This window comes from Bacillus sp. ABR (assembly GCF_056172715.1).
This window is the reverse complement of sequence record NZ_JAOYSL010000003.1, coordinates 387,281-407,670: the sequence shown is the minus strand read 5'-3', so window position 1 is coordinate 407,670 and position 20,390 is coordinate 387,281. Positions and strand designations below refer to the sequence as shown.

Below are 20,390 nucleotides of genomic sequence, written 5' to 3'. Positions count from 1 at the left end.
CAGCAAATAATAGAATAGAAAGTATTGATATGTGAGGAGGTGCCATAGAATGAACAACAATGAAATTTACGTCAGCCTTGACATCGGTACATCCAATATTAAAGTCATCGTCGGAGAAATGGCGGATGATTCGCTTAACATTATAGGTGTTGGAAATGTCCCTTCAGAAGGGTTAAAAAAAGGATCGATTGTTGATATAGATGAGACAGTTCATTCTATTAGACAAGCATTTGAACAGGCTGAAAGAATGGTAGGTTTTCCTTTACAAAAGGCGATTGTCGGAATTAACGGAAACCACATTCATATTCAGAATACGAGCGGCGTGGTCGCAGTATCTAGTGAAAACAAAGAAATACATGCTGAAGATGTGAGACGTGTCTTAGATGCTGCACAGGTAGTATCTATTCCTCAAGAACATCTCGTCGTAGACGTCATCCCGAGGCAATTTATCGTCGACGGAAGAGATGAGATCACTGATCCGAAAAAAATGCTTGGTGTTCGGCTAGAGGTGGATGGATCGTTAATTACAGGTTCTAAAACGATTCTACATAACTGGCTCCGATGTGTAGAGAGAGCTGGAATTGAAATTATGGATATTTGCTTGCAGCCGCTCGCATCGGGCTCAGCAGCATTATCGAAAGATGAAAAAAATCTAGGGGTAGCTCTCGTCGATATTGGCGGCGGATCTACAACGATTTCCGTATTTGAAAACGGGCATCTCTATTCTACTCACAGTATCCCTTTGGGCGGAGAGAACATTACAAAAGATTTGTCTATAGGACTTAGAACTTCTACTGAAGAAGCTGAACGAATCAAAAAACAATTTGGACATGCGTTTTATGATGAGGCATCGTCTGAGGAAACATTTGAAGTTTCTGTCATCGGTACCGATCAGAAACAGACGTATACACAGCTTGAAGCGGCCAATATCATCGAAGCTCGGCTGGAAGAAATCTTGCTCTTTGTGGCAGAGGAATTAAGAAATATGGGTGTCCATGATTTGCCTGGCGGATTCGTTCTAACAGGTGGACAGGCAGCTATACCAGGTATCCTTTCTCTTGCACAAACGGTCTTGCAAAACAATGTTAGAATTGCAAGTCCGAATTATATTGGGGTGAGAGAACCTCAGTATATGACAGGAGTGGGTCTGATCCACTTTGCTTATCGCAATGCAAAGATTCAGGGCAGACAGGTTGGATTCCAAATGCCGGATGAGGCGTTTCATGAAGTAGGCGCATCCATGGAGCCGGTTTCTTCTGCACCACAAGTAAAAGAAGCGCAGCCAAGACCGAAAGTAAAACAAAAAGCACAAGAAGAGACAAATAAAAAACCGGGCAAAATGAAAAAACTATTTAATATGTTCTGGGAATAGAATTAGATTTTCGACGGATTAGGAGGATTCAGCATGTTGGAGTTTGAAACAAATATAGACGGCCTAGCATCAATTAAAGTAATCGGAGTAGGTGGAGGCGGAAATAACGCTGTCAACCGAATGATCGAAAATGACGTACAAGGTGTCGATTTCATTGCAGTTAATACAGATGCACAGGCGTTAAATCTATCAAAAGCAGAAACGAAAATGCAAATCGGTGCTAAGCTGACAAGAGGGCTTGGAGCAGGTGCGAATCCTGAAGTCGGTAAAAAAGCTGCTGAGGAAAGCAAAGAACAGATTGAAGAAGTATTAAAAGGCGCAGACATGGTCTTTGTTACTGCTGGTATGGGCGGTGGAACTGGTACGGGTGCTGCACCTGTCATTGCAAAAATCGCAAAAGATTCTGGTGCATTGACAGTTGGAGTCGTGACTCGTCCTTTCACATTTGAAGGAAGAAAACGTCAGCTTCAAGCAGTAGAAGGAATTGCTTCTATGAAAGAAGCAGTTGACACATTAATTGTGATTCCAAACGATCGCTTGCTTGAAATTGTTGATAAAAACACGCCAATGCTTGAAGCATTCCGTGCAGCAGATAACGTACTACGACAAGGTGTTCAAGGGATCTCAGATCTTATTGCTACACCAGGTTTAATCAACCTTGACTTTGCTGACGTGAAAACGATCATGTCTAATAAAGGTTCTGCTCTTATGGGTATTGGTGTCGCAACAGGTGAAAATCGTGCTGCTGAAGCTGCGAAGAAAGCTATTTCTTCACCGCTTCTGGAAACGGCAATCGATGGTGCACAAGGTGTCATCATGAATATTACTGGTGGTACGAACCTAAGCCTTTATGAGGTACAAGAAGCAGCGGACATTGTTGCTTCTGCATCTGACGAAGATGTAAACATGATTTTCGGGTCTGTCATTAATGATAACTTGAAGGATGAAATTGTGGTAACCGTGATCGCAACTGGATTTATTGAGCAAGAGCCAGAGGTGACAAAACCACAAAGAAATCCATTAGGACAAGGATTAAAGCAAAATCAATCCATTCCTCAAAAGCGTGAAGTGAAACGTGAGGAGCATCAGCAGCCATCATCTCAGCCGAGACAAAATACACAATCAAGCGATGATACGCTGGATATCCCAACGTTCTTGCGCAATCGTAATAAACGCTAATCAAGTATTACTCATCCCCTTCCATTGGAAGGGGATTTTTTTCATGTCTCATATATAAAGAAACCCGTATGACTACTAATCAAAAAGTCTTAAATCTGTCTGGGTCACTTCATTCAAAATGTGTATTTTGGCTTAGAGTGATTAAGTAAAAAGAATCATTTTTAAATCCTATTACAAAAAGCGACAAAATGATGATCTTTATTTGACTACATTAAATAGAACACCATGAATCTTGTCATGAACAAAGGAAAGGGAGGAGTGAGACCCGCACTCTGTTTGACCATTTGAGGAGGAGGGATTTGATTGAAAGTGAAGTTTCACAAAACCGCCGGCTATCGTTTGATGAGTCTTTTGGTGATTGGTACTTTAACGATGACAAGCTTTGGGATGGTTCAAGCAAAATCGACTTCTACCTCATATCAAGAGGAAGCTGTTTCCTCCAAGAAAACAAAAGCCAAGATCTCATCTAGGTTAATGAAACAGTTTCAACAAGAAGACAAGGTGACCTTTTTAGTCAAAATGAAGGAACAAACAAATGTCAAAAAAGTGGCGAAGGATGCTGTGTCAAAAGCAAAAAAACAGAAGTTAACAGCTGCTAAAACGCAGTACACAAAAAGATCAGCTGTTGTATCAGAACTAAGAGCAACATCTGAAGAGACGCAGGAAGCGCTGCTTGCTTATTTACAAAAGGCACAAAAGAAAAAGCAAGTGAAGGATATTCATTCGTACTATATTGTGAATGGTCTCGCTGTGACGGGAACGAAAGAAGTCATGGAAAAGGTTGCTTCCTTCCCAGAAGTAGATCAAGTGCTCCCAAATGAAATCCGTCAAATTCATCGTCCTGTTGATTTGAAGACTTCAAAGCCGAACAAACAAATCAAAGCAGCAGATGGAATCGAGTGGAATATTTCTCAAGTTCATGCCCCAGAAGCATGGGCTTTAGGCTATGACGGTACTGGTACCGTTGTGGCAAGTATTGATACAGGTGTGGAATGGGATCATCCTGCATTAAAAGAAAAGTACCGCGGATTTGATCCTGCACGTCCGAATGAACCTTCACATGAATTCAATTGGTACGATGCAACGACAGGTTCTGAAACGCCATACGATGATTTAGAGCATGGTACACATGTGACGGGAACGATGGTTGGCTCTGAGCCAAATGGAGAGAATCAAATTGGCGTCGCACCAGGTGCAAAATGGATTGCGGTGAAAGCTTTCTCAGAAGATGGTGGATCAGATGCTGATCTGCTTGACGCAGGTGAATGGATTTTAGCCCCAAAAGATGAAAACGGAAACCCTCATCCAGAAAAGGCACCAGATGTAGTCAATAATTCTTGGGGCGGCGGGCCTGGTCTAGATGATTGGTATAAAGATGTGGTCAATGCTTGGAGAGCGGCAGATATCTTCCCAGAGTTTTCAGCTGGTAATACGGATTTATTTAACCCTGGCGGTGAGGGATCTATTGCAAATCCTGCGAACTATCCAGAAGCCTTTGCGACGGGTGCAACAGATCAAAACAACAAATTGGGTTCTTTCTCTTTGCAAGGTCCCTCTCCATATGGCGTCATGAAACCAGATATTGCGGCCCCAGGGGTAAACATTCGTTCTTCTATACCTGGAAAAGGGTATGAGGATGGCTGGAATGGAACCTCGATGGCAGGTCCGCATGTTTCAGCTGTTGTGGCTCTTCTTCGCCAAGTACAGTCAGATCTGTCTGTGGAAGAGATCGAAGAAATTCTCATTGATACTGCAAAGCCGCTGACAGATCAGCAATTCCCGGAATCCCCTAACAATGGCTATGGGGCAGGATTAGTTGATGCAAGAGAGGCGATCACAGCATTAACAGATGGAATTGGCAAGATTGAAGGACAGGTAACAAAAGAAGGAGAAGATACAGAACCACCTGTTTTTTCTCATAAAGGACCGAATGAAATTTTTGCCTCTACGCCAACTCCTCTAAGCATCACAGCAGAAGATGAAGTAGCTGTGACAAATGTCTCCTTGAGCTATCAAGTGGATCAAGGGAAAAGGGAGACGCTGCAAGCAAAACGTACGGATGGAAATCATTTAAAGGGGACATATGTTGTCCAGCTGCCAGAACTTGAGGGAGAAAACGTCACGTATCGATGGATTGTGAAAGATTTTGGAGAAAATGAAGCCGCATCAGAACCGTATACGCTTCCGATTAAAACATCCATCACGACTGGCTACTCGCAAGATTTTGAAGCATGGCCTAGTGGATGGTTCAGTGGTGGAACAAAAGATCCTTGGCAGTGGGGAAAGCCGACCACAGGTCCGAAACAAGCCTTTACTGGAGATCATGTTTACGCCACAAACCTAGACAGTCCTTATGAAAATTCAACAGATGCTCATTTATCTATGCCGATGATTGCTGTACCTGAGTCAGGCTCTTCCTTTTTACAATATCAATACTGGCATGACCTTGAAGCAAATTATGACTATGTGCATATTCATGTGCAGCCTGAGGGGGAAGATGCTGTCCAGGTGGCAGCCTATACAGGTAAAACAAGTGCATGGACAAAAGGAGAAGTTGATTTATCTGCCTACAAAGGTCAAAACGTGAGGGTTATTTTTCAGCTTAGAACGGATGGCAGTGTGACAAAAGACGGTTTTTATTTAGATGATGTGAAAATAACAGATGAAGCCTTGCCTCAAAAGGCAAAGAAACAACTTGGCATCATCAAAAAAGAAAAGCCAGCACAGGAGCAGAAGAAACCCGTTGACCCTAAAAGGTTAAAGCCTGCTAAAATAAAAGAAAAACATGTCCAGATGAAAAAGGAAAAAAGCTTAGATGCTCCGTCTATCAAAGCTCTTCCGATGAAGGCAGAAATCAGTGTTCTTGAAAGCGGCAAGTCCACGTACACAGATGAAGCGACAGGGAGATATCAGCTTTCTCATGGTGCAGGGGAGTTTACAGTGAAAGCTGAAGCATATGGATTTGAATCACGCACCCAAAAAGTCAATATTTCCTCAAATGACACGGCAGAGGCGAATTTCTCTTTGCAGCCACTTGAGAAACGAACGATCTCCGGCACAATTGTAAACGAAACAACGGGTGAAAAAGTCAAGGATGCCACGGTTTATCTTGTAGAAGATGCGAAAATTGAGCCGGTCAAAACAGATGAATCTGGCGAGTTTTCTCTAGAGGCATTGAGCGGTGTGTATACAGTCAAAGTATTTGCGAAAGGGTTTAAAGGATATTCGTTTACAGCGGATGTGACAGAAAAGCCGCTTGAAAAAGCAATTAAACTTGAACCATTCATCGGTTTTGCTGGCGAAATTGGCTACGATGACGGAACAGCTGAAAATGCGCGGGCGTTCTATGATCCTGGCAATGGCTGGGCGGTGAAATTTTCATTAGAAAAGGGGAAGAAACAAGCGCAAGTCACAGGTGGGCTTTTCCGTTTCTGGACAACAGAGTGGCCAGCCCCTGGCGGGAATGAATTTGCGGTTGAAGTGTATGATGCATCCGGGAAGGACGGCGCTCCAGGTGAGAAAGTCGCTGGACCTTTCAAAGCGAATGCGCTGCGCAATGGTGAATGGACAAAAGTAGATTTAGAAGATCAAGCCATTACGGTGGAGGGAGATTTCTACCTTGTCTATATTCAAACGAAAAAGAATACGGAATCTCCAGGCCTTGCAACAGATGAAGATGGACCAAATGCTGAAAGAAGTTGGCAGCTGACAAGCGGTGCCTTTTCTCCTTCTCCAAAAGAAGAGGGAAATTATATGATTCGTGCGCTTGTCCAATATGAAGCAGATGTACCAGAAATAACGTCTCCAAAAGCAGGAACGGTCACGAACAAAGATGAACTGGAGATTGAAGGAAAAGCCTCTCCAGGGCTTGATGTAGCGATCTATCAAAATGATGAAGAGATTGCCAAAGTAAAAGCAGACCAGTCAGGTGTTTTCAAAGAGAAGGTCACAGTGTCAAGCGGAGAGCATGTATTCACGGCTGCTACTGTTACGGATAAAGGCGCAACGAAAAAATCCAAATCAGTAAAGGTGATCATTGATCAAACAGCCCCAGCGTTAACGATAGATACACCGAAAAAAGGGGAAAAGTCTAACAAAGAATCTCTCACTGTAGAAGGAAAGGTAACGGATGATCATCTTGATCAAGTCACTGTGGATGGAAAAAAGGCAGCAATAAAAGATGGGAAATATACTGCAAGAATACTGCTTGAAAACGGGAAAAATACGATCAAAGTAACAGCGAAAGATGCAGCAGGAAACAAAACGACTAAAAAAGTCGATATCGATGTTCAATACGAAGCACCTGAAATTTCGAAGCTGACCCCAGCAGAGAATGTCAATCTATCATCAGGTGAGTCTGTTAAAATTTCATTTCACAGCAGAGAAAAGTTAGACGCAACGTTTGTCATTCATATGCCGCTGACAAATGCTAGATCAAAGCTGCAAAATACAACAGAGCTGCCGCTTCGCGAGGTAGCTAACGGAACATATGAAGGCTACTGGACAGCTACCTCTACTGCCAAAGCAAAAGGTGCAGTCATTGAAGTGATTGTGCGGGATGATTATGGAAATGTCACACGACAAAAGGCTCCAGGCACATTAAATATCAATGAAAAATAATCCTTGAAAAAAGGCACGACTCCTAGGAGTGTGTCTTTTTCATTTCGAACAATTGTTTGAAGGCTTGTCCAGGAGCACACTCCCTTGCTTTACGCTCTCATTCCTCGACAAAAACAATAACAATCCACCAAAAGTTCTCTATCATCCCCAACAAGAATTGACAGACTTCCATCTCATGGCTGTTTTATACTGGTACAAACAAGTGCAAGTACTGCTTTTGATTCTTTGTTTCAGATGAAAGGAGCAGAAGGTGGTCATTTATTTAGATGTGATTTGGCTGTTAAACTTTTGTTTTGATCTATTGCTTCTCTTACTCACTGCATTTATTCTCAAACGACAAGTAAAAAAAAGGCGATATATGTTAGGAGCTCTGATTGGATCGAGCATTGTTCTCTTGCTCTTTACACCATTTGCAATGTTTGTGTCACACCCTCTAGGCAAACTGCTTTTTTCTGTCTTGATCGTGCTTGCAACTTTTGGATTTCAAAGATTTCGTTCCTTTTTTCAAAACCTGTTTGCTTTTTACTTTGTCACATTTTTGATGGGAGGAGGCATGATCGGGGTTCATTCGTTTTTACAAACCAATACTGTTATTCAAAACGGGCTGCTGATTTCACAAAATGATGGATTTGGTGATCCCATTAGCTGGCTTTTCGTTTTAACTGGCTTTCCTGCGATTTGGCTCTTTTCAAAGAAAAGATTAGGAGAGGTCGGTGCGAAAAAAAGACAGTTTGATGAACAAGTACTTGTGGAGATACACATTCACGGAGAGACCATCCGGCTAAAGGGACTCGTCGATTCTGGCAATCAGCTGTATGATCCTATGACGAAAACACCTGTGATGATCGTTCAGGCCGATCAGCTTATGTCCATTTGTGGGGAGCCTTTTATAGAGCTTATGAAGCAGTCTCATCCTGTTGAAGTGATGCAAAAGCTCGATGATCAATTTCCGCTTCTTGATCGTTTAAGACTTGTTCCATATCGGGCGGTCGGTCATGATCACGGGTTTCTTCTATGCTTAAAACCAGATACGGTCATCATTTATTCAAAAACACATATGATCCAGCCAGCCAAGTGTTTTGTAGGCATGAGTCTAAGCGGTTTATCAGCAGATCAGGAATTTCAATCCATCATTCATCCAGATATGTTAGACGGAAAAATCATCCAAGGGGTGTCTTAAGTTTTGGTGATGTCTTTTATCTTACGAGGTCAACTTGACATTTAGAAGGGAGAAGAAGATGAAAAAATTAAAATTTAAACTTACTTACTACTGGTATAAACTCCTCATGAAGCTAGGTCTAAAGAGTGATGAGATTTATTATATTGGTGGTAGTGAGGCGCTGCCGCCGCCATTATCAAAGGATGAAGAGCAGGAACTGCTTGTCAAATTACCAAAAGGTGATCAAACAGCAAGAGCCATCCTGATCGAAAGAAATTTGCGGTTGGTGGTCTACATCGCAAGAAAATTTGAAAACACAGGGATTAATATTGAGGATTTAATTAGTATTGGAACCATTGGCCTGATTAAGGCGGTCAATACATTTAACCCAGAAAAAAAGATCAAGCTCGCGACATATGCTTCGAGATGTATTGAAAATGAGATTTTGATGTATTTGCGCCGGAATAATAAAATTCGTTCAGAAGTGTCGTTTGATGAGCCGCTCAACATTGATTGGGACGGAAATGAACTGCTTTTATCAGACGTCCTTGGAACAGATGATGATATTATCACGCGGGATATTGAAGCAAATGTAGATAAAAAACTTTTGAAAAAAGCGCTGGAGCAATTAAATGACCGCGAAAAGCAGATCATGGAGCTCAGGTTCGGTTTGGTCGGCGGTGAAGAAAAAACCCAAAAAGATGTCGCTGACATGCTAGGAATTTCTCAATCGTATATTTCGAGGCTTGAAAAAAGAATTATTAAACGATTACAAAAAGAATTTAACAAAATGGTCTAAAAAAATTTTTTTGAAAGCTCTGTCCCTTTGCTGTCAAAGGAATCAACTTCTTTTCTCATGATTCTCATCATCACTCGTGCATATTTTTCCATCCCAAGGAGATACTGAACTTTGTACAACAGCTCCTGTAGGGAGGGAAAAAAGTGTCCAGAAATAAAGTGGAAATCTGCGGAGTCGACACCTCCAAACTGCCTGTTCTGAAAAACGAAGAGATGAGAAAATTGTTCAGACAGCTGCAAGATGAAGGTGACGATACAGCAAGAGAAAAGCTAGTCAATGGCAATTTGCGGTTGGTTTTAAGTGTGATTCAGCGTTTTAACAACAGAGGCGAGTATGTGGATGATCTCTTCCAAGTAGGCTGTATCGGATTAATGAAATCAATTGATAATTTTGATTTAAGCCACAATGTCAGATTTTCAACTTATGCGGTCCCTATGATCATAGGAGAAATCCGTCGATACTTGCGTGATAACAACCCGATTCGGGTGTCTCGTTCACTAAGAGATATTGCCTATAAAGCGCTTCAGGTCCGTGAGAGGCTGATTAGTGAGACAAGCAAGGAGCCAACGGCAGAAGACATTGCCAAAGTGCTGGAAGTGCCTCATGAGGAAATTGTCTTTGCCCTAGATGCGATTCAAGATCCTGTTTCTTTGTTTGAACCGATTTATAATGACGGAGGAGATCCGATTTATGTGATGGATCAAATTAGTGATGATCGGAACAAAGACACACAATGGGTAGAGGAATTAGCCTTAAAAGAGGGAATGCGCCGATTGAATGATCGAGAAAAAATGATTCTCCGCAAACGTTTCTTCCAGGGAAAAACGCAAATGGAAGTCGCTGAAGAGATCGGGATTTCTCAAGCACAAGTCTCAAGACTTGAAAAAGCAGCCATCAAACAAATGAATAAAAATATCTTTTAAAGCCGCCGCTTCATGTGCGGCTTTTTTCATTCTTGTGAGAGAGCACGTCTCTAGTATTGACTCTGTTATTTTTTTCATTTAATCTGTTTTTAACAAATGTTATTTTAGATATCATTTGTTAGGGAACACTTAAGCGGAAAGAAGGGTTATTATGACATTCCATGATGAAAGAAGGCTGCTCATAAAGGTTGCGCATATGTATTATGAAGAAGGCGCCACTCAATCTAAAATAGCAGAAGCTGTTGGGGTTAGCCGTTCGCTCATATCGAAATATTTGGCAAAAGCACGTGAAGCAGGAATCGTGGAAATCATTATTCATGATGAAGTGAATCAACAATATGGATCATTAGAAAGAAAAATAGAGCGGAAATATGGGCTGCGAGAAGTCGTCTGTGTGGAAACGCTCAGCCAAGAAACAACCAAAAGCCGAATCGGCGCTGCAGCGGCAGGCTTTTTGTTAAAAGTAATAAAGGATGGACAAGTTATCGGTTTTTCCTCAGGAACCACTTTGCATGAAATGGCGAAAGCGCTTACGTCAGTTCAGCACTTTCCATCCGTGACATTTGTTCCGCTTGTCGGGGGTGTGGGAAACGAAGATGTTGATATCCACGCCAACTATATTATTGCAAGGTGCACAGAAGCACTCAAATCTAAATGTGAGTTTTTACATGTGCCTGTTATGCTTGATACGAAAGAAGCGAAGGACGTACTAATCCGGCAGCCATCAATCAAAAAAGTGATTAAACTAGGAGAATCATCAAATATTGCGGTTGTCGGAATTGGCGGGGTTCCGCAGCATTCAACGATGGTGAAATCTTATATGACAAGCGGTGAGGAGGATATTCTTCAAGCGAAGGATGTGGCGGGTGACATTTGCTATAACTTTATTGATCATCAAGGGGAAGTGTATCCCCACCCGTGGAACGACCGGGTAATGGGCATAAGCCCGCAAAAGCTGAAGGAAATCCCGCTAGTCATTGGTGTCGCTGGAGGAGAAGAGAAAATTGAAGCGATCAGGGCAGCATTAGAAGGTGGATTAATTCATGTATTAATTACAGATGAACGAACAGGAGATGCCTTGTTAAAGTAACTACCTAATATGATTAGGTAGTTTTTTTGAGTCTTTAGACTCAAAAAGATTGAAAATTTTATCGATTTTAGCTTGACACAAAGTTGACACATCATATAAACTAAGTTCATAACAAATGATAAATAAAATAACAAATGTTACAAGAAACAGATTTTTGTTAATTTTTATAACATTTGTTAAAAGTTTCAGATTATTTTTCTAGCAATCTACCAGAGAAGCAAGAAAACCTGAAAGGATGATTTTTATGTCAATCTATCAACAATTGTTAGCTCGAGAACGCAGTGGAGATCCAATCAAAGTAGGAATTATTGGGGCAGGCCAAATGGGCTTTGGACTCATTTCACAAATTTCTAAAATTCCAGGCATGATTGTAGCAGGTGTTTGTGATATTCACCTTAGTGCAGCAGAGAAGGCAGCGAATTTTTACAAGCAGCATGCGAAGCCACATCAAATGGTCGTCACAAATGATTATAGAGAAGTGATTCAATCAGATTTTGTGGAAGTAGTTGTAGATGCAACAGGAGTTCCAGAGGTCGGAGCAAACATTTCTTTGGAAGCGCTTAATTCAAAAAAACATCTCGTTCTTTTAAATGTAGAAGTTGATATTACCATCGGTTTGGTGATGCATAAATTATTCACAAATGCAGGACTTGTTTACTCTGGATCAGCTGGTGACGAACCGGCAGCAACACTAGAATTATATGAATTTGCGAAAACAATGGGACTTGAGGTGCTCGTTGCTGGGAAAGGCAAGAACAACCCATTCTTCCCAGAAGCAAATCCAGATACGTGTAAAGCTGAAGCAGATAGTAAACATATGAGTGCACATATGCTCGCTGCCTTCCAAGACGGGACAAAAACAATGGCAGAAATGAACTTATTAAGTAACGCGACAGGGCTTTTGCCAGATAAAGTCGGTATGCACGGAGTCGAAGCAAATTTAGAGAATGTGGCAGATAAATTGAATCAAAAACAACAAGGCGGCGTGCTCGATAACTTCGGAGTCGTTGAATATGTAAATGGGCTAGCACCAGGCGTATTCGTTATCGTTAAGAGTGATCTTGAGCCAGTAGATGAAGAGCTTCGTTACTTAAAAGTTGGAAAAGGTCCTCACTACACGCTTTACCGTCCTTTCCACTTAGCGAGTCTTGAAACACCTGTTACCATCGCAAAAGCGGTCTTACAGCATGACTCATCGATCCACCCGATTGGTGTACCAGTGTCAGAAACAGTCGCTGTTGCGAAAAGAGATATTCAAGCAGGAGAATCACTTGACGGAATTGGCGGATACTCCGTAAGAGGTGTACTTGAAACGCATCAAGACATGAAATCGAACGGTCATATTCCAATTGGCTTAATCAGCGGAAAAGTCGTAGCGAAAAAAGACATCAAATTAGGACAGTTCCTCACTCATGATGATGTAGAGCTTGATTCAAACACAACGGTTTGGAAGCTGCGTTCATTACAAGATCACTTATTTCAATCATAAGGACGTGAAGCTATGGAAAAATTAGCAATCGTACTTTGTATCATTCTCATCGTGCAGTATGGATTATCTTTTATTCAAATCAAGTATTACCGCAAAAGCATGGACTCACTAATTGATGACTACAGAGGGAAACAGGGCTATCACTTATTTTCAGGAATGGAACGGCGCAAAGTTGGCCCTGGGGCTATTGCGCTCATCATTGTGGATGAATCGTATATCATTCAAAAATGTCATGTGCTTGGCGGCGTGTCGATCTTATCTAAATTTAAAGAAGTTCCTTCATATGAAGGAAAGCATGTAGGGGCTGTGCTGGACGAGCACCACATGATGAAGAAAACATTGAAAAAACGTAAAAAGACGCCAGCTGTCATGCAAGCACTATCCATGGCGGCTGAGCAGGCACTTGTCTCGATTTCGAAAAAAAATATAACAAATGTGAACTAAAGAAAGGGGAGATGAAACATGGAATGGATTCAATGGTTTGGAGAGCACTTTATCGGAATGTTTGAAGCCGGCGGAAAGCAATTCATGGGTCTTGTTACAGGTATCGTTCCAACGCTTGTTGTGTTACTTACTTTCACTTATGCTGTCATGAAATTTATTGGAGAAGAGCGAGTGAATAGAGCCATTCAGTTTGCAGCGAAGTATACCATTTTGCGCTACACGTTAATGCCGATCTTATCCGTTCTTATTTTGACAAACCCAATGGCTTATACGTTTGGCCGCTTCTTACCTGAAAAACAAAAACCAGCATTCTATGATTCAGCTGTTTCATTTGTTCATCCGGTGACATCACTGTTCCCGTATGCCAACGCAGGAGAACTATTTGTCTACTTGGGAATTGCGAACGGGATTAAAGAAGCTGGATATTCAATGTCAGAGCTTGCTGTTCGTTACTTCTTAGTCGGGATCGTCGTCATTTTACTACGCGGAATCATTACTGAATGGATTACAAAATATTTAGCAGGAAAAATGAAAGCGAATTCACAATAGGGGAGGGTTAAACATGACAAACCACAAAGTATTTGTTGCAAAAGGTGCTGGCGGATGGGGAGAAGGCTTAGAGCTTGAACCAACTGGTAAAAGAAGAAAGGTTGTTTCCATTACAGGTGGAGGCATTCACCCAGTTGCACGTAAAATTGCAGAAATGACAGGGACAGAAGCATGTGACGGCTTTAAAAACTCCATACCAGAAGATGAAATGATGTGTGTTGTCATTGACTGCGGAGGAACAGCGCGAATCGGACTTTATCCAATGAAACGCATTCCTACTGTAGACGTTTTGGCATCCTCTCCTTCTGGACCGCTTGCTAAACATATTACAGAAGATATCTTCGTATCAGGCGTAACAGAAAAAGATATTTCCTATGCAGAAGCATCTGATGGTGAGGCAAAAGCAGAAGGTCAGGAAAACAGTGAGTCGATTGACAAAGAGAATTTCAAAGAGACGTATGCAAAGCTGAAAGAGGAAAATATCGAGCGGCAGGAAAAAGGCAATTTTCTGATGAGATTCTCGCGTGGAATTGGGAAAGTCACCGGTACGTTCTACCAGGCTGGCCGTGATTCTGTTGATATGCTTTTGAAAAACATTATTCCATTCATGGCATTTGTCAGTATGTTAATTGGAATTATCAATTATACAAAAATTGGTGACCTGATTGCCCATTTTCTATCACCTTTGGCAGGATCTCTTTGGGGGCTCTTACTGCTCGTAGTGGTCTGTACATTGCCGTTCCTATCACCAGTCTTAGGACCTGGAGCAGTCATTGCCCAAGTTATCGGCGTTCTGATTGGTAGTCAAATCGCACTAGGAAACATTCCGCCTCAATTTGCACTTCCTGCACTATTTGCCATCAACGGTCAAGTAGGGTGTGATTTTATTCCAGTGGGGCTGTCACTTGGTGAAGCGAAGCCGGAAACGGTACAATATGGGGTACCAGCTGTTTTGTATAGCCGTCTCATTACAGGGGTTCTATCTGTTGTGATCGCATACGTTGCTAGCTTCGGTATGTATTAAACGTATTAAAGGAGGAATCGAGATACATGGTAACACAATCTGTCGTAAAAGAAATTGGGATCTTAGTCCCGCAATTTAAAGAAGATAAGCTGATTGTATTATTTGGACCCGCAGCGCCGCAGGAATTAAGAGATATGTCTGTCATTCATGAGTTCGAACATCTAGAGGAAGAGCCGCTGAAGCTGGGCGGAACCATTCAAGTGGGCGATCAAACGTACACGATCACAGCCCTCGGCAATAAAGCAAATGACAACTTTAAAGAGCTCGGCCATATTTCGATCTACTTCCAAGAGCCGTTTGATGATGTATTACCAGGAGCTGTATTTGCATCCCCGCACACGTTTCCTGATATAAAAGAAGGCGTACGAATTGAAATTTCGTAACCATAAAAAAAGCTGTTCCTAAAAAGGAGCAGCTTTTTTACATGAGGTTTACCAGAAAGAGCATTTGCGATATGCTGTAAACATTCATTATTTGTATATTCAGAATTTTTACTCAGGAGGAAGTTATCGTGTCACTTGAATTGAAGAATGTTTCATTAAAACGAAATGGGAAATGGCTGCTTGAGTCTATTGACTGGCAGGTGAACAAGCAGGAACACTGGGTACTTTACGGTTTAAATGGTGCGGGGAAAACCGCATTATTAAATATGCTCTGCTCTTATTATTTCCCCACGTCAGGCGAGATGACAGTGCTGGGACATGTCTTTGGCAAGGAGGCTCTTGGTGAAAAGCTCAGGAGGAAAATTGGACTCATCTCAGCAGGACTTGAAAAGAAATTGCACAGAGACGACAATGCTTTTGAAATTGTGCTGAGCGGCGCATTTGCTTCTATCGGGCTTTATGAAACCCCGACAGATGAAATGAGAGAGAAAGCCATTGATCTATTAAAAGCATTTGGTTCATTCAAATATGCCAACAGAACTTATGAAACACTCTCACAGGGAGAGAAGCAAAAAGTCTTGATTGCGAGAGCTTTAATGAATGATCCGCAGCTCTTGATTTTAGATGAACCTGTGACGGGTCTTGATTTTCTAGCAAGAGAGCAAGTGCTGGAGACCATCTCAATGATTGCAGCAAAGCCTGATGCGCCTACTTTGCTCTATACGACCCATCATGCAGAGGAGATTCTGCCTGTTTTTCAGCATACCTTATTATTAAAAAATGGATCTGTTTTTGATCAAGGAGAAACAAAAGAGATGATGACAAGCGGCCTGCTTTCTTCTTTTTTTGAATGTCCGGTAGATATCATGTGGAGAAATGGCCGTCCGCATTTAAGTAAATTGTAGATAAAAGAAACTATTGGTCTGCGTCCCTGCTTTTCCATCATACATATTATAGTAGAAAACGAAAGGCGGGGAAGGACAGATGATCAGCATTTCTGAATTCCAAATCAAGGATGTCGTCGATGTATCCAGCGGGAAAAAACTAGGTACCATTGGGGACATTGATATTAATGTCACAAGCGGCAAAATCCAAGCGATTATTATTGGCGGCACAGGTAAAATGATGGGATTTTTCGGAAAAGAAGAGGAAATGATTGTCCCATGGCGAAATATAGTAAAAATTGGCGAAGATGTGATACTTGTCCGCTTGTCTTCTTAATTCGTATAACTCCTCAATGAATCATTCAATTTTTCCTTAAAATAAACTCTTCATTCTTAGCAAACAATGTCTTTTTCGGGTAAAAAGATTACGTTTTCATATCAATTTGAAAAAAAACCTGCAGAAAGGGCACATTTGAGTGTAATATTTAATGAATCCCACTAACTGTCTATGTATGTCTTGTGGTAAAATAGGAGCGAAATAAAGAGAGATGAATGAAAGGTGGGAGGCAGCTTTGACACACAAATATGACCCCTTTCAGCAGAAATCACCATATGCAATGACCATTCATGATTGGACGAACATGACATGTTCTGGTAAAGAGGTATTGGCCGGATTTACAACAAAAAATGGCGGCTTCAGCCTTACTCCATATCAATCATTGAACACTGGACTCCATGTAGGAGACGATGCTTCTAGTGTTCAAATGAATCGTCAAGTCATAGCAGATGCTGCTGCTGTGCCGCTCTCTGATTGGGTGTTTGCAGACCAAACACACGAGGATCGCATCCTGAAAGTCACCAAGGAGCAAAGAGGAAGAGGAAGTCTTCATTATGATGAGGCACTGCCAGGTACAGACGGTTTATATACGTCTGAGACGAACATGATGCTCGCTCTTTGTTTCGCTGATTGTGTTCCGCTTTATTTTCTAGCTCCGCAAAACGGATTAATTGGAACGGCTCATGCCGGCTGGAAAGGAACCGTCAAGCAAATTGGTGCAAAGATGGTTGATGTATGGGTCAGCCAAGAAGGTGCCAAGGTCGATCAGATTCAAGTCGTCATTGGACCATCCATTGGCAGATGCTGCTACATAGTCGATGACGTCGTCATGGATCAAGTGAAACAGCTTCCTTTTTCAACAGAGGATGTGTATTCCGAGATTTCACAAGGACAATATAAAATTGATTTGAAAACACTAAACAAAAACGTATTGCTTCATGCAGGAATAAAAGAAGAAAACATACATGTCAGTTCGATGTGCACAAGCTGCAATGATCAGCTTTTCTTCTCACACCGGCGTGATCAAGGGAAAACAGGACGTATGATGTCTTTTGTCGGGTTTAAGGAGGCATAAGTGCAATTGAATGTACGAGAGAATCTCAGACAAATAAATGAACAAATAAACGAAGCATGTAAAAGAGCCGGTAGACAACCAGCAGATGTATCAGTCGTCGCTGTGACAAAATATGTCTCGATTGAACGAGCACTAGAAGCCAAGGAAGCAGGGATTGTGCACTTTGGTGAAAATCGAGACCAAGGGTTACTTGAAAAGCAGGCGGCCATAACCGATGAAAACATTAACTGGCACTTTATCGGCAGTTTACAAACACGAAAAGTGAAATCAGTCATTCAGACAATTGACTACTTACATTCGCTCGACAGAATGTCTCTTGCGAATGAAATTGAAAAAAGAGCGGATCACACAGTTCGCTGTTTTGTACAAGTGAACACATCACTTGAGGAGTCAAAACACGGCTTGAAAAGTGAAGACGTCATTCCATTTGTGAAACAGCTCGCTGATTTCAAACAGATTGAAATTGCAGGACTGATGACGATGGCTCCATTTACAGAGGATCACACTGTGATTCGCAACTGTTTTAAAGCATTAAAAAACCTTCAAGAAGAAGTAAAACATCTTAACCAAGTAAATGCACCTTGTCAGCATTTATCGATGGGCATGTCAAATGATTTTGAAATCGCAATTGAAGAAGGTGCGACATTCGTTCGGATTGGCTCTTCACTTGTTGGAAATGAAACAGGAGGTGCGTGACATGAGCATAAAAAATAAGTTTAAAAGCTTTTTCACTCTCGACGATGAAGAGTATGAGTACGAATATATTGATGAAGAAAGAGAACCCGTTCAAGAAGAAAAAGGAACGAAGGACAAAGCAGCATTTCAAGAGCGCCCGCAGACAGGAAAACAAAATGTTGTCAGCTTGCAAAGCGTGCAGAAATCCTCTAAAGTGGTGTTAAGTGAGCCGCGTGTTTATGCAGAAGCGCAGGAGATTGCAGACCATATTAAAAACAGACGTGCAGTCGTCGTGAATTTGCAGCGCATACAGCATGATCAAGCAAAGCGAATCATTGACTTCTTAAGCGGAACCGTTTATGCAATTGGTGGAGACATCCAGCGTATTGGCTCGAATATATTCCTCTGCACACCTGATAATGTAGATGTATCTGGCACAATATCAGAGCTATTGACAGAGGAAGAACCTCAGAGGTGGTAAATCATAGTGATTCTAAATTTCATTTTTAATATTTTAGGAACGGTATTAACGATTTACTCATTCGCGATTATTATTTACATCTTTATGTCATGGGTGCCATCTGCAAGAGAAACTGTGTTTGGCCGTTTTCTGACAAATATTTGCGAACCGTATTTAGAACCATTTCGTAAAATTATTCCGCCAATCGGTATGATTGACATCTCGCCGATTGTGGCATTGCTTGTGATTCGCTTTGCTTCAGAATATGGATTGAGAGGTCTTTATCAAATGATTGCAGGAATCATGTAAACAGGCTGCCGGGCTTGGCACTGCCAGGCTCTTTTACATAAGAGGGGAACAAAATGAGCGATATCTATCAGCATTTTAGAAAAGACGAACAGCCATTTGTCGACCAAGTGTTAGGCTGGAAAAAAATCGCACTCGACCAATATCGAATGAAATTAACAGACTTCCTTGATCCGCGTGAGCAATTTATTACCGAGTCCGTCATCCAGCATGCTGAAGAACTTGGGATCATGTTTTTTGGCGGGTATGAGGGAGCGGAGCGCAAAAGAGCTCTCATTTATCCTGATTATTTAGAACCTTCTATTGAAGATGTTGAGCTGTCATATTTTCAGGTGAACTATGCGAAAAAGTTTATTTCCTTAGAACACCCGAAGCTTCTCGGCTCATTGATTGGGACAGGCTTGAAGCGTCAAAAATTCGGAGATCTATTATTTTCAGAGGAAGATGTGCAGTTTATTTGTACAAGTGATGTCGCTGATTTTGTGCGGGCGCAGCTGACACATGTCGGCAGAGCATCCGTTTCATTAGAGGAAATCACGCAGGCAGAAATAAAGCCAGTGATGACGAAGACTGATATCAAAGAAGATACCATTTCTTCACTTCGGCTTGATGCTGTATGTGCTGCTGTCAGCCGTCAGTCTCGGCAAAAAGCACAGCTTTTAGTCAAAAATGGACTTGTCAAAGTCAATTGGAAAGTCACTGAGGACCCTTCCTTTACAATCGGTGAAGGCGATCAGCTCTCTGTAAGGGGATTTGGCCGCTTTAGCCTCAAAACGATTGATGGGAAGACCAAAAAAGATAAATTCAAAGTAACATTTGAGCTTATGACATAACGAACTCGAATCTGGAGGTGGCGAGGTTGCCATTAACACCTAATGATATTCATAATAAAACGTTCACAAAAAGCTTTCGCGGCTATGACGAAGACGAAGTAAACGAGTTTTTAAGCCAAGTACGTAAAGACTACGAGATCGTACTCCGTAAAAAGAACGAGCTTGAAGACAAAGTAAACGAGCTTGACGAAAGACTAGGTCATTTTGCAACAATTGAAGAAACATTAAACAAATCGATTCTTGTGGCGCAGGAAGCAGCAGAAGACGTTAAGCGTCATTCTGATAAAGAAGCAAAATTGATTATTCGTGAAGCAGAGAAAAATGCAGACCGTATTATCAACGAAGCGCTGTCAAAATCAAGAAAGATTGCAATGGAAATCGAAGAACTGAAGAAACAATCGAAGGTCTTTAGAACTCGTTTCCAAATGCTCATCGAAGCTCAGCTTGATCTTCTGAAAAATGACGATTGGGATCATTTACTGGAATATGAAGTGGACGCTGTCTTTGACGAAAAAGAATAAGCGCATCATCTTGACATGACGTGCTCATGTTGCATATAATACCATCATAAATTAACAAGAGATAAACGTTTGAAAGGGACACTCGCAGCTGTTACATGCGTAATTAAGCGAATCAGGGATGGTGGAAGCCTGACATTACGAGACGCTGCAATGAGATCACCCCTATAGTTCCTTTTCTGAAAAAAACAGTAAGAAAAGGCGTCTGATCACGTTACGATTTTAGAGTGGATAAGCGGCTGCTTAAATAGCGCTTGTCTAAAAGGGTGGT

The 20,390-nt window shown here is 41.6% G+C and carries 20 protein-coding genes and 1 other annotated feature (1 of these 21 cut by a window edge); all 20 genes read left to right on the top strand.

Going from position 1 to position 20,390, the window contains the following annotated elements; genetic code table 11:
- Positions 1 to 49: 49 nt before the first annotated feature.
- The 20 genes from ftsA to OIT90_RS12020 all read left to right on the top strand — a co-directional run bounded on the left by ftsA (position 50) and on the right by OIT90_RS12020 (position 20,122).
- The gene (gene ftsA / locus OIT90_RS12115; RefSeq protein WP_024424253.1) at positions 50 to 1,372 is read left to right on the top strand and encodes a cell division protein FtsA; all 1,323 of its coding nucleotides are present in this window, start codon (positions 50 to 52) and stop codon (positions 1,370 to 1,372) included.
- A 33-nt stretch (positions 1,373 to 1,405) separates the two neighbouring features.
- Positions 1,406 to 2,551 carry a cell division protein FtsZ gene (gene ftsZ, locus OIT90_RS12110; protein WP_024424252.1) on the top strand — a complete coding sequence of 382 codons (1,146 nt, stop codon included), beginning with the start codon at positions 1,406 to 1,408 and terminating at the stop codon, positions 2,549 to 2,551.
- Between the two features lie 303 nt (positions 2,552 to 2,854).
- Positions 2,855 to 7,171, top strand: coding sequence for a S8 family serine peptidase (locus OIT90_RS12105; RefSeq protein ID WP_474892592.1), 4,317 nt, complete (start codon positions 2,855 to 2,857; stop codon positions 7,169 to 7,171).
- Between the two features lie 250 nt (positions 7,172 to 7,421).
- Positions 7,422 to 8,351, top strand: a complete 930-nt coding sequence (gene spoIIGA, locus OIT90_RS12100; protein ID WP_064498414.1) for a sigma-E processing peptidase SpoIIGA — start codon at positions 7,422 to 7,424, stop codon at positions 8,349 to 8,351.
- Positions 8,352 to 8,409: 58 nt separating this feature from the next.
- Positions 8,410 to 9,129, top strand: a complete 720-nt coding sequence (gene sigE / locus OIT90_RS12095) for an RNA polymerase sporulation sigma factor SigE (RefSeq protein WP_007499746.1) — start codon at positions 8,410 to 8,412, stop codon at positions 9,127 to 9,129.
- A 143-nt stretch (positions 9,130 to 9,272) separates the two neighbouring features.
- The gene (gene sigG, locus OIT90_RS12090; RefSeq protein WP_024424250.1) at positions 9,273 to 10,052 is read left to right on the top strand and encodes an RNA polymerase sporulation sigma factor SigG; all 780 of its coding nucleotides are present in this window, start codon (positions 9,273 to 9,275) and stop codon (positions 10,050 to 10,052) included.
- A 151-nt stretch (positions 10,053 to 10,203) separates the two neighbouring features.
- On the top strand, positions 10,204 to 11,142 hold the full coding sequence (locus OIT90_RS12085) for a sugar-binding transcriptional regulator (RefSeq protein ID WP_039178363.1): 939 nt from the start codon (positions 10,204 to 10,206) through the stop codon (positions 11,140 to 11,142).
- 244 nt (positions 11,143 to 11,386) lie between these two features.
- Positions 11,387 to 12,631 carry an NAD(P)H-dependent oxidoreductase gene (locus OIT90_RS12080; protein WP_039178366.1) on the top strand — a complete coding sequence of 415 codons (1,245 nt, stop codon included), beginning with the start codon at positions 11,387 to 11,389 and terminating at the stop codon, positions 12,629 to 12,631.
- Positions 12,632 to 12,643: 12 nt separating this feature from the next.
- Complete coding sequence (locus OIT90_RS12075; protein ID WP_039178369.1) at positions 12,644 to 13,075, top strand: transcriptional regulator GutM; 432 nt, start codon at positions 12,644 to 12,646, stop codon at positions 13,073 to 13,075.
- Between the two features lie 18 nt (positions 13,076 to 13,093).
- Positions 13,094 to 13,624 carry a PTS glucitol/sorbitol transporter subunit IIC gene (gene srlA, locus OIT90_RS12070; protein ID WP_003210918.1) on the top strand — a complete coding sequence of 177 codons (531 nt, stop codon included), beginning with the start codon at positions 13,094 to 13,096 and terminating at the stop codon, positions 13,622 to 13,624.
- Positions 13,625 to 13,637: 13 nt separating this feature from the next.
- The gene (gene srlE, locus OIT90_RS12065) at positions 13,638 to 14,648 is read left to right on the top strand and encodes a PTS glucitol/sorbitol transporter subunit IIB (RefSeq protein ID WP_024426936.1); all 1,011 of its coding nucleotides are present in this window, start codon (positions 13,638 to 13,640) and stop codon (positions 14,646 to 14,648) included.
- A gap of 26 nt (positions 14,649 to 14,674) precedes the next feature.
- Positions 14,675 to 15,031, top strand: a complete 357-nt coding sequence (locus OIT90_RS12060; RefSeq protein ID WP_007499733.1) for a PTS glucitol/sorbitol transporter subunit IIA — start codon at positions 14,675 to 14,677, stop codon at positions 15,029 to 15,031.
- Positions 15,032 to 15,159: 128 nt separating this feature from the next.
- Complete coding sequence (locus tag OIT90_RS12055) at positions 15,160 to 15,936, top strand: ABC transporter ATP-binding protein (RefSeq protein ID WP_126681781.1); 777 nt, start codon at positions 15,160 to 15,162, stop codon at positions 15,934 to 15,936.
- A 79-nt stretch (positions 15,937 to 16,015) separates the two neighbouring features.
- Complete coding sequence (locus tag OIT90_RS12050; RefSeq protein WP_008344958.1) at positions 16,016 to 16,252, top strand: YlmC/YmxH family sporulation protein; 237 nt, start codon at positions 16,016 to 16,018, stop codon at positions 16,250 to 16,252.
- Between the two features lie 211 nt (positions 16,253 to 16,463).
- Entirely contained in the window at positions 16,464 to 17,327 is an 864-nt protein-coding gene (pgeF, locus tag OIT90_RS12045; protein ID WP_126681782.1) for a peptidoglycan editing factor PgeF, read from the top strand.
- 6 nt (positions 17,328 to 17,333) lie between these two features.
- Positions 17,334 to 18,023, top strand: a complete 690-nt coding sequence (locus tag OIT90_RS12040) for a YggS family pyridoxal phosphate-dependent enzyme (RefSeq protein ID WP_039183105.1) — start codon at positions 17,334 to 17,336, stop codon at positions 18,021 to 18,023.
- A 1-nt stretch (position 18,024) separates the two neighbouring features.
- Entirely contained in the window at positions 18,025 to 18,483 is a 459-nt protein-coding gene (gene sepF, locus OIT90_RS12035) for a cell division protein SepF (protein ID WP_003212271.1), read from the top strand.
- A 6-nt stretch (positions 18,484 to 18,489) separates the two neighbouring features.
- Positions 18,490 to 18,771 (top strand): YggT family protein, encoded by a 282-nt coding sequence (locus OIT90_RS12030; RefSeq protein WP_041084921.1) that lies wholly within the window; start codon positions 18,490 to 18,492, stop codon positions 18,769 to 18,771.
- A 53-nt stretch (positions 18,772 to 18,824) separates the two neighbouring features.
- Complete coding sequence (locus OIT90_RS12025; RefSeq protein ID WP_039178378.1) at positions 18,825 to 19,601, top strand: YlmH family RNA-binding protein; 777 nt, start codon at positions 18,825 to 18,827, stop codon at positions 19,599 to 19,601.
- A 26-nt stretch (positions 19,602 to 19,627) separates the two neighbouring features.
- Positions 19,628 to 20,122, top strand: coding sequence for a DivIVA domain-containing protein (locus tag OIT90_RS12020; RefSeq protein WP_008344947.1), 495 nt, complete (start codon positions 19,628 to 19,630; stop codon positions 20,120 to 20,122).
- Positions 20,123 to 20,181: 59 nt separating this feature from the next.
- Positions 20,182 to 20,390 (top strand) — a binding site (T-box leader); it runs 29 nt beyond the window's last position.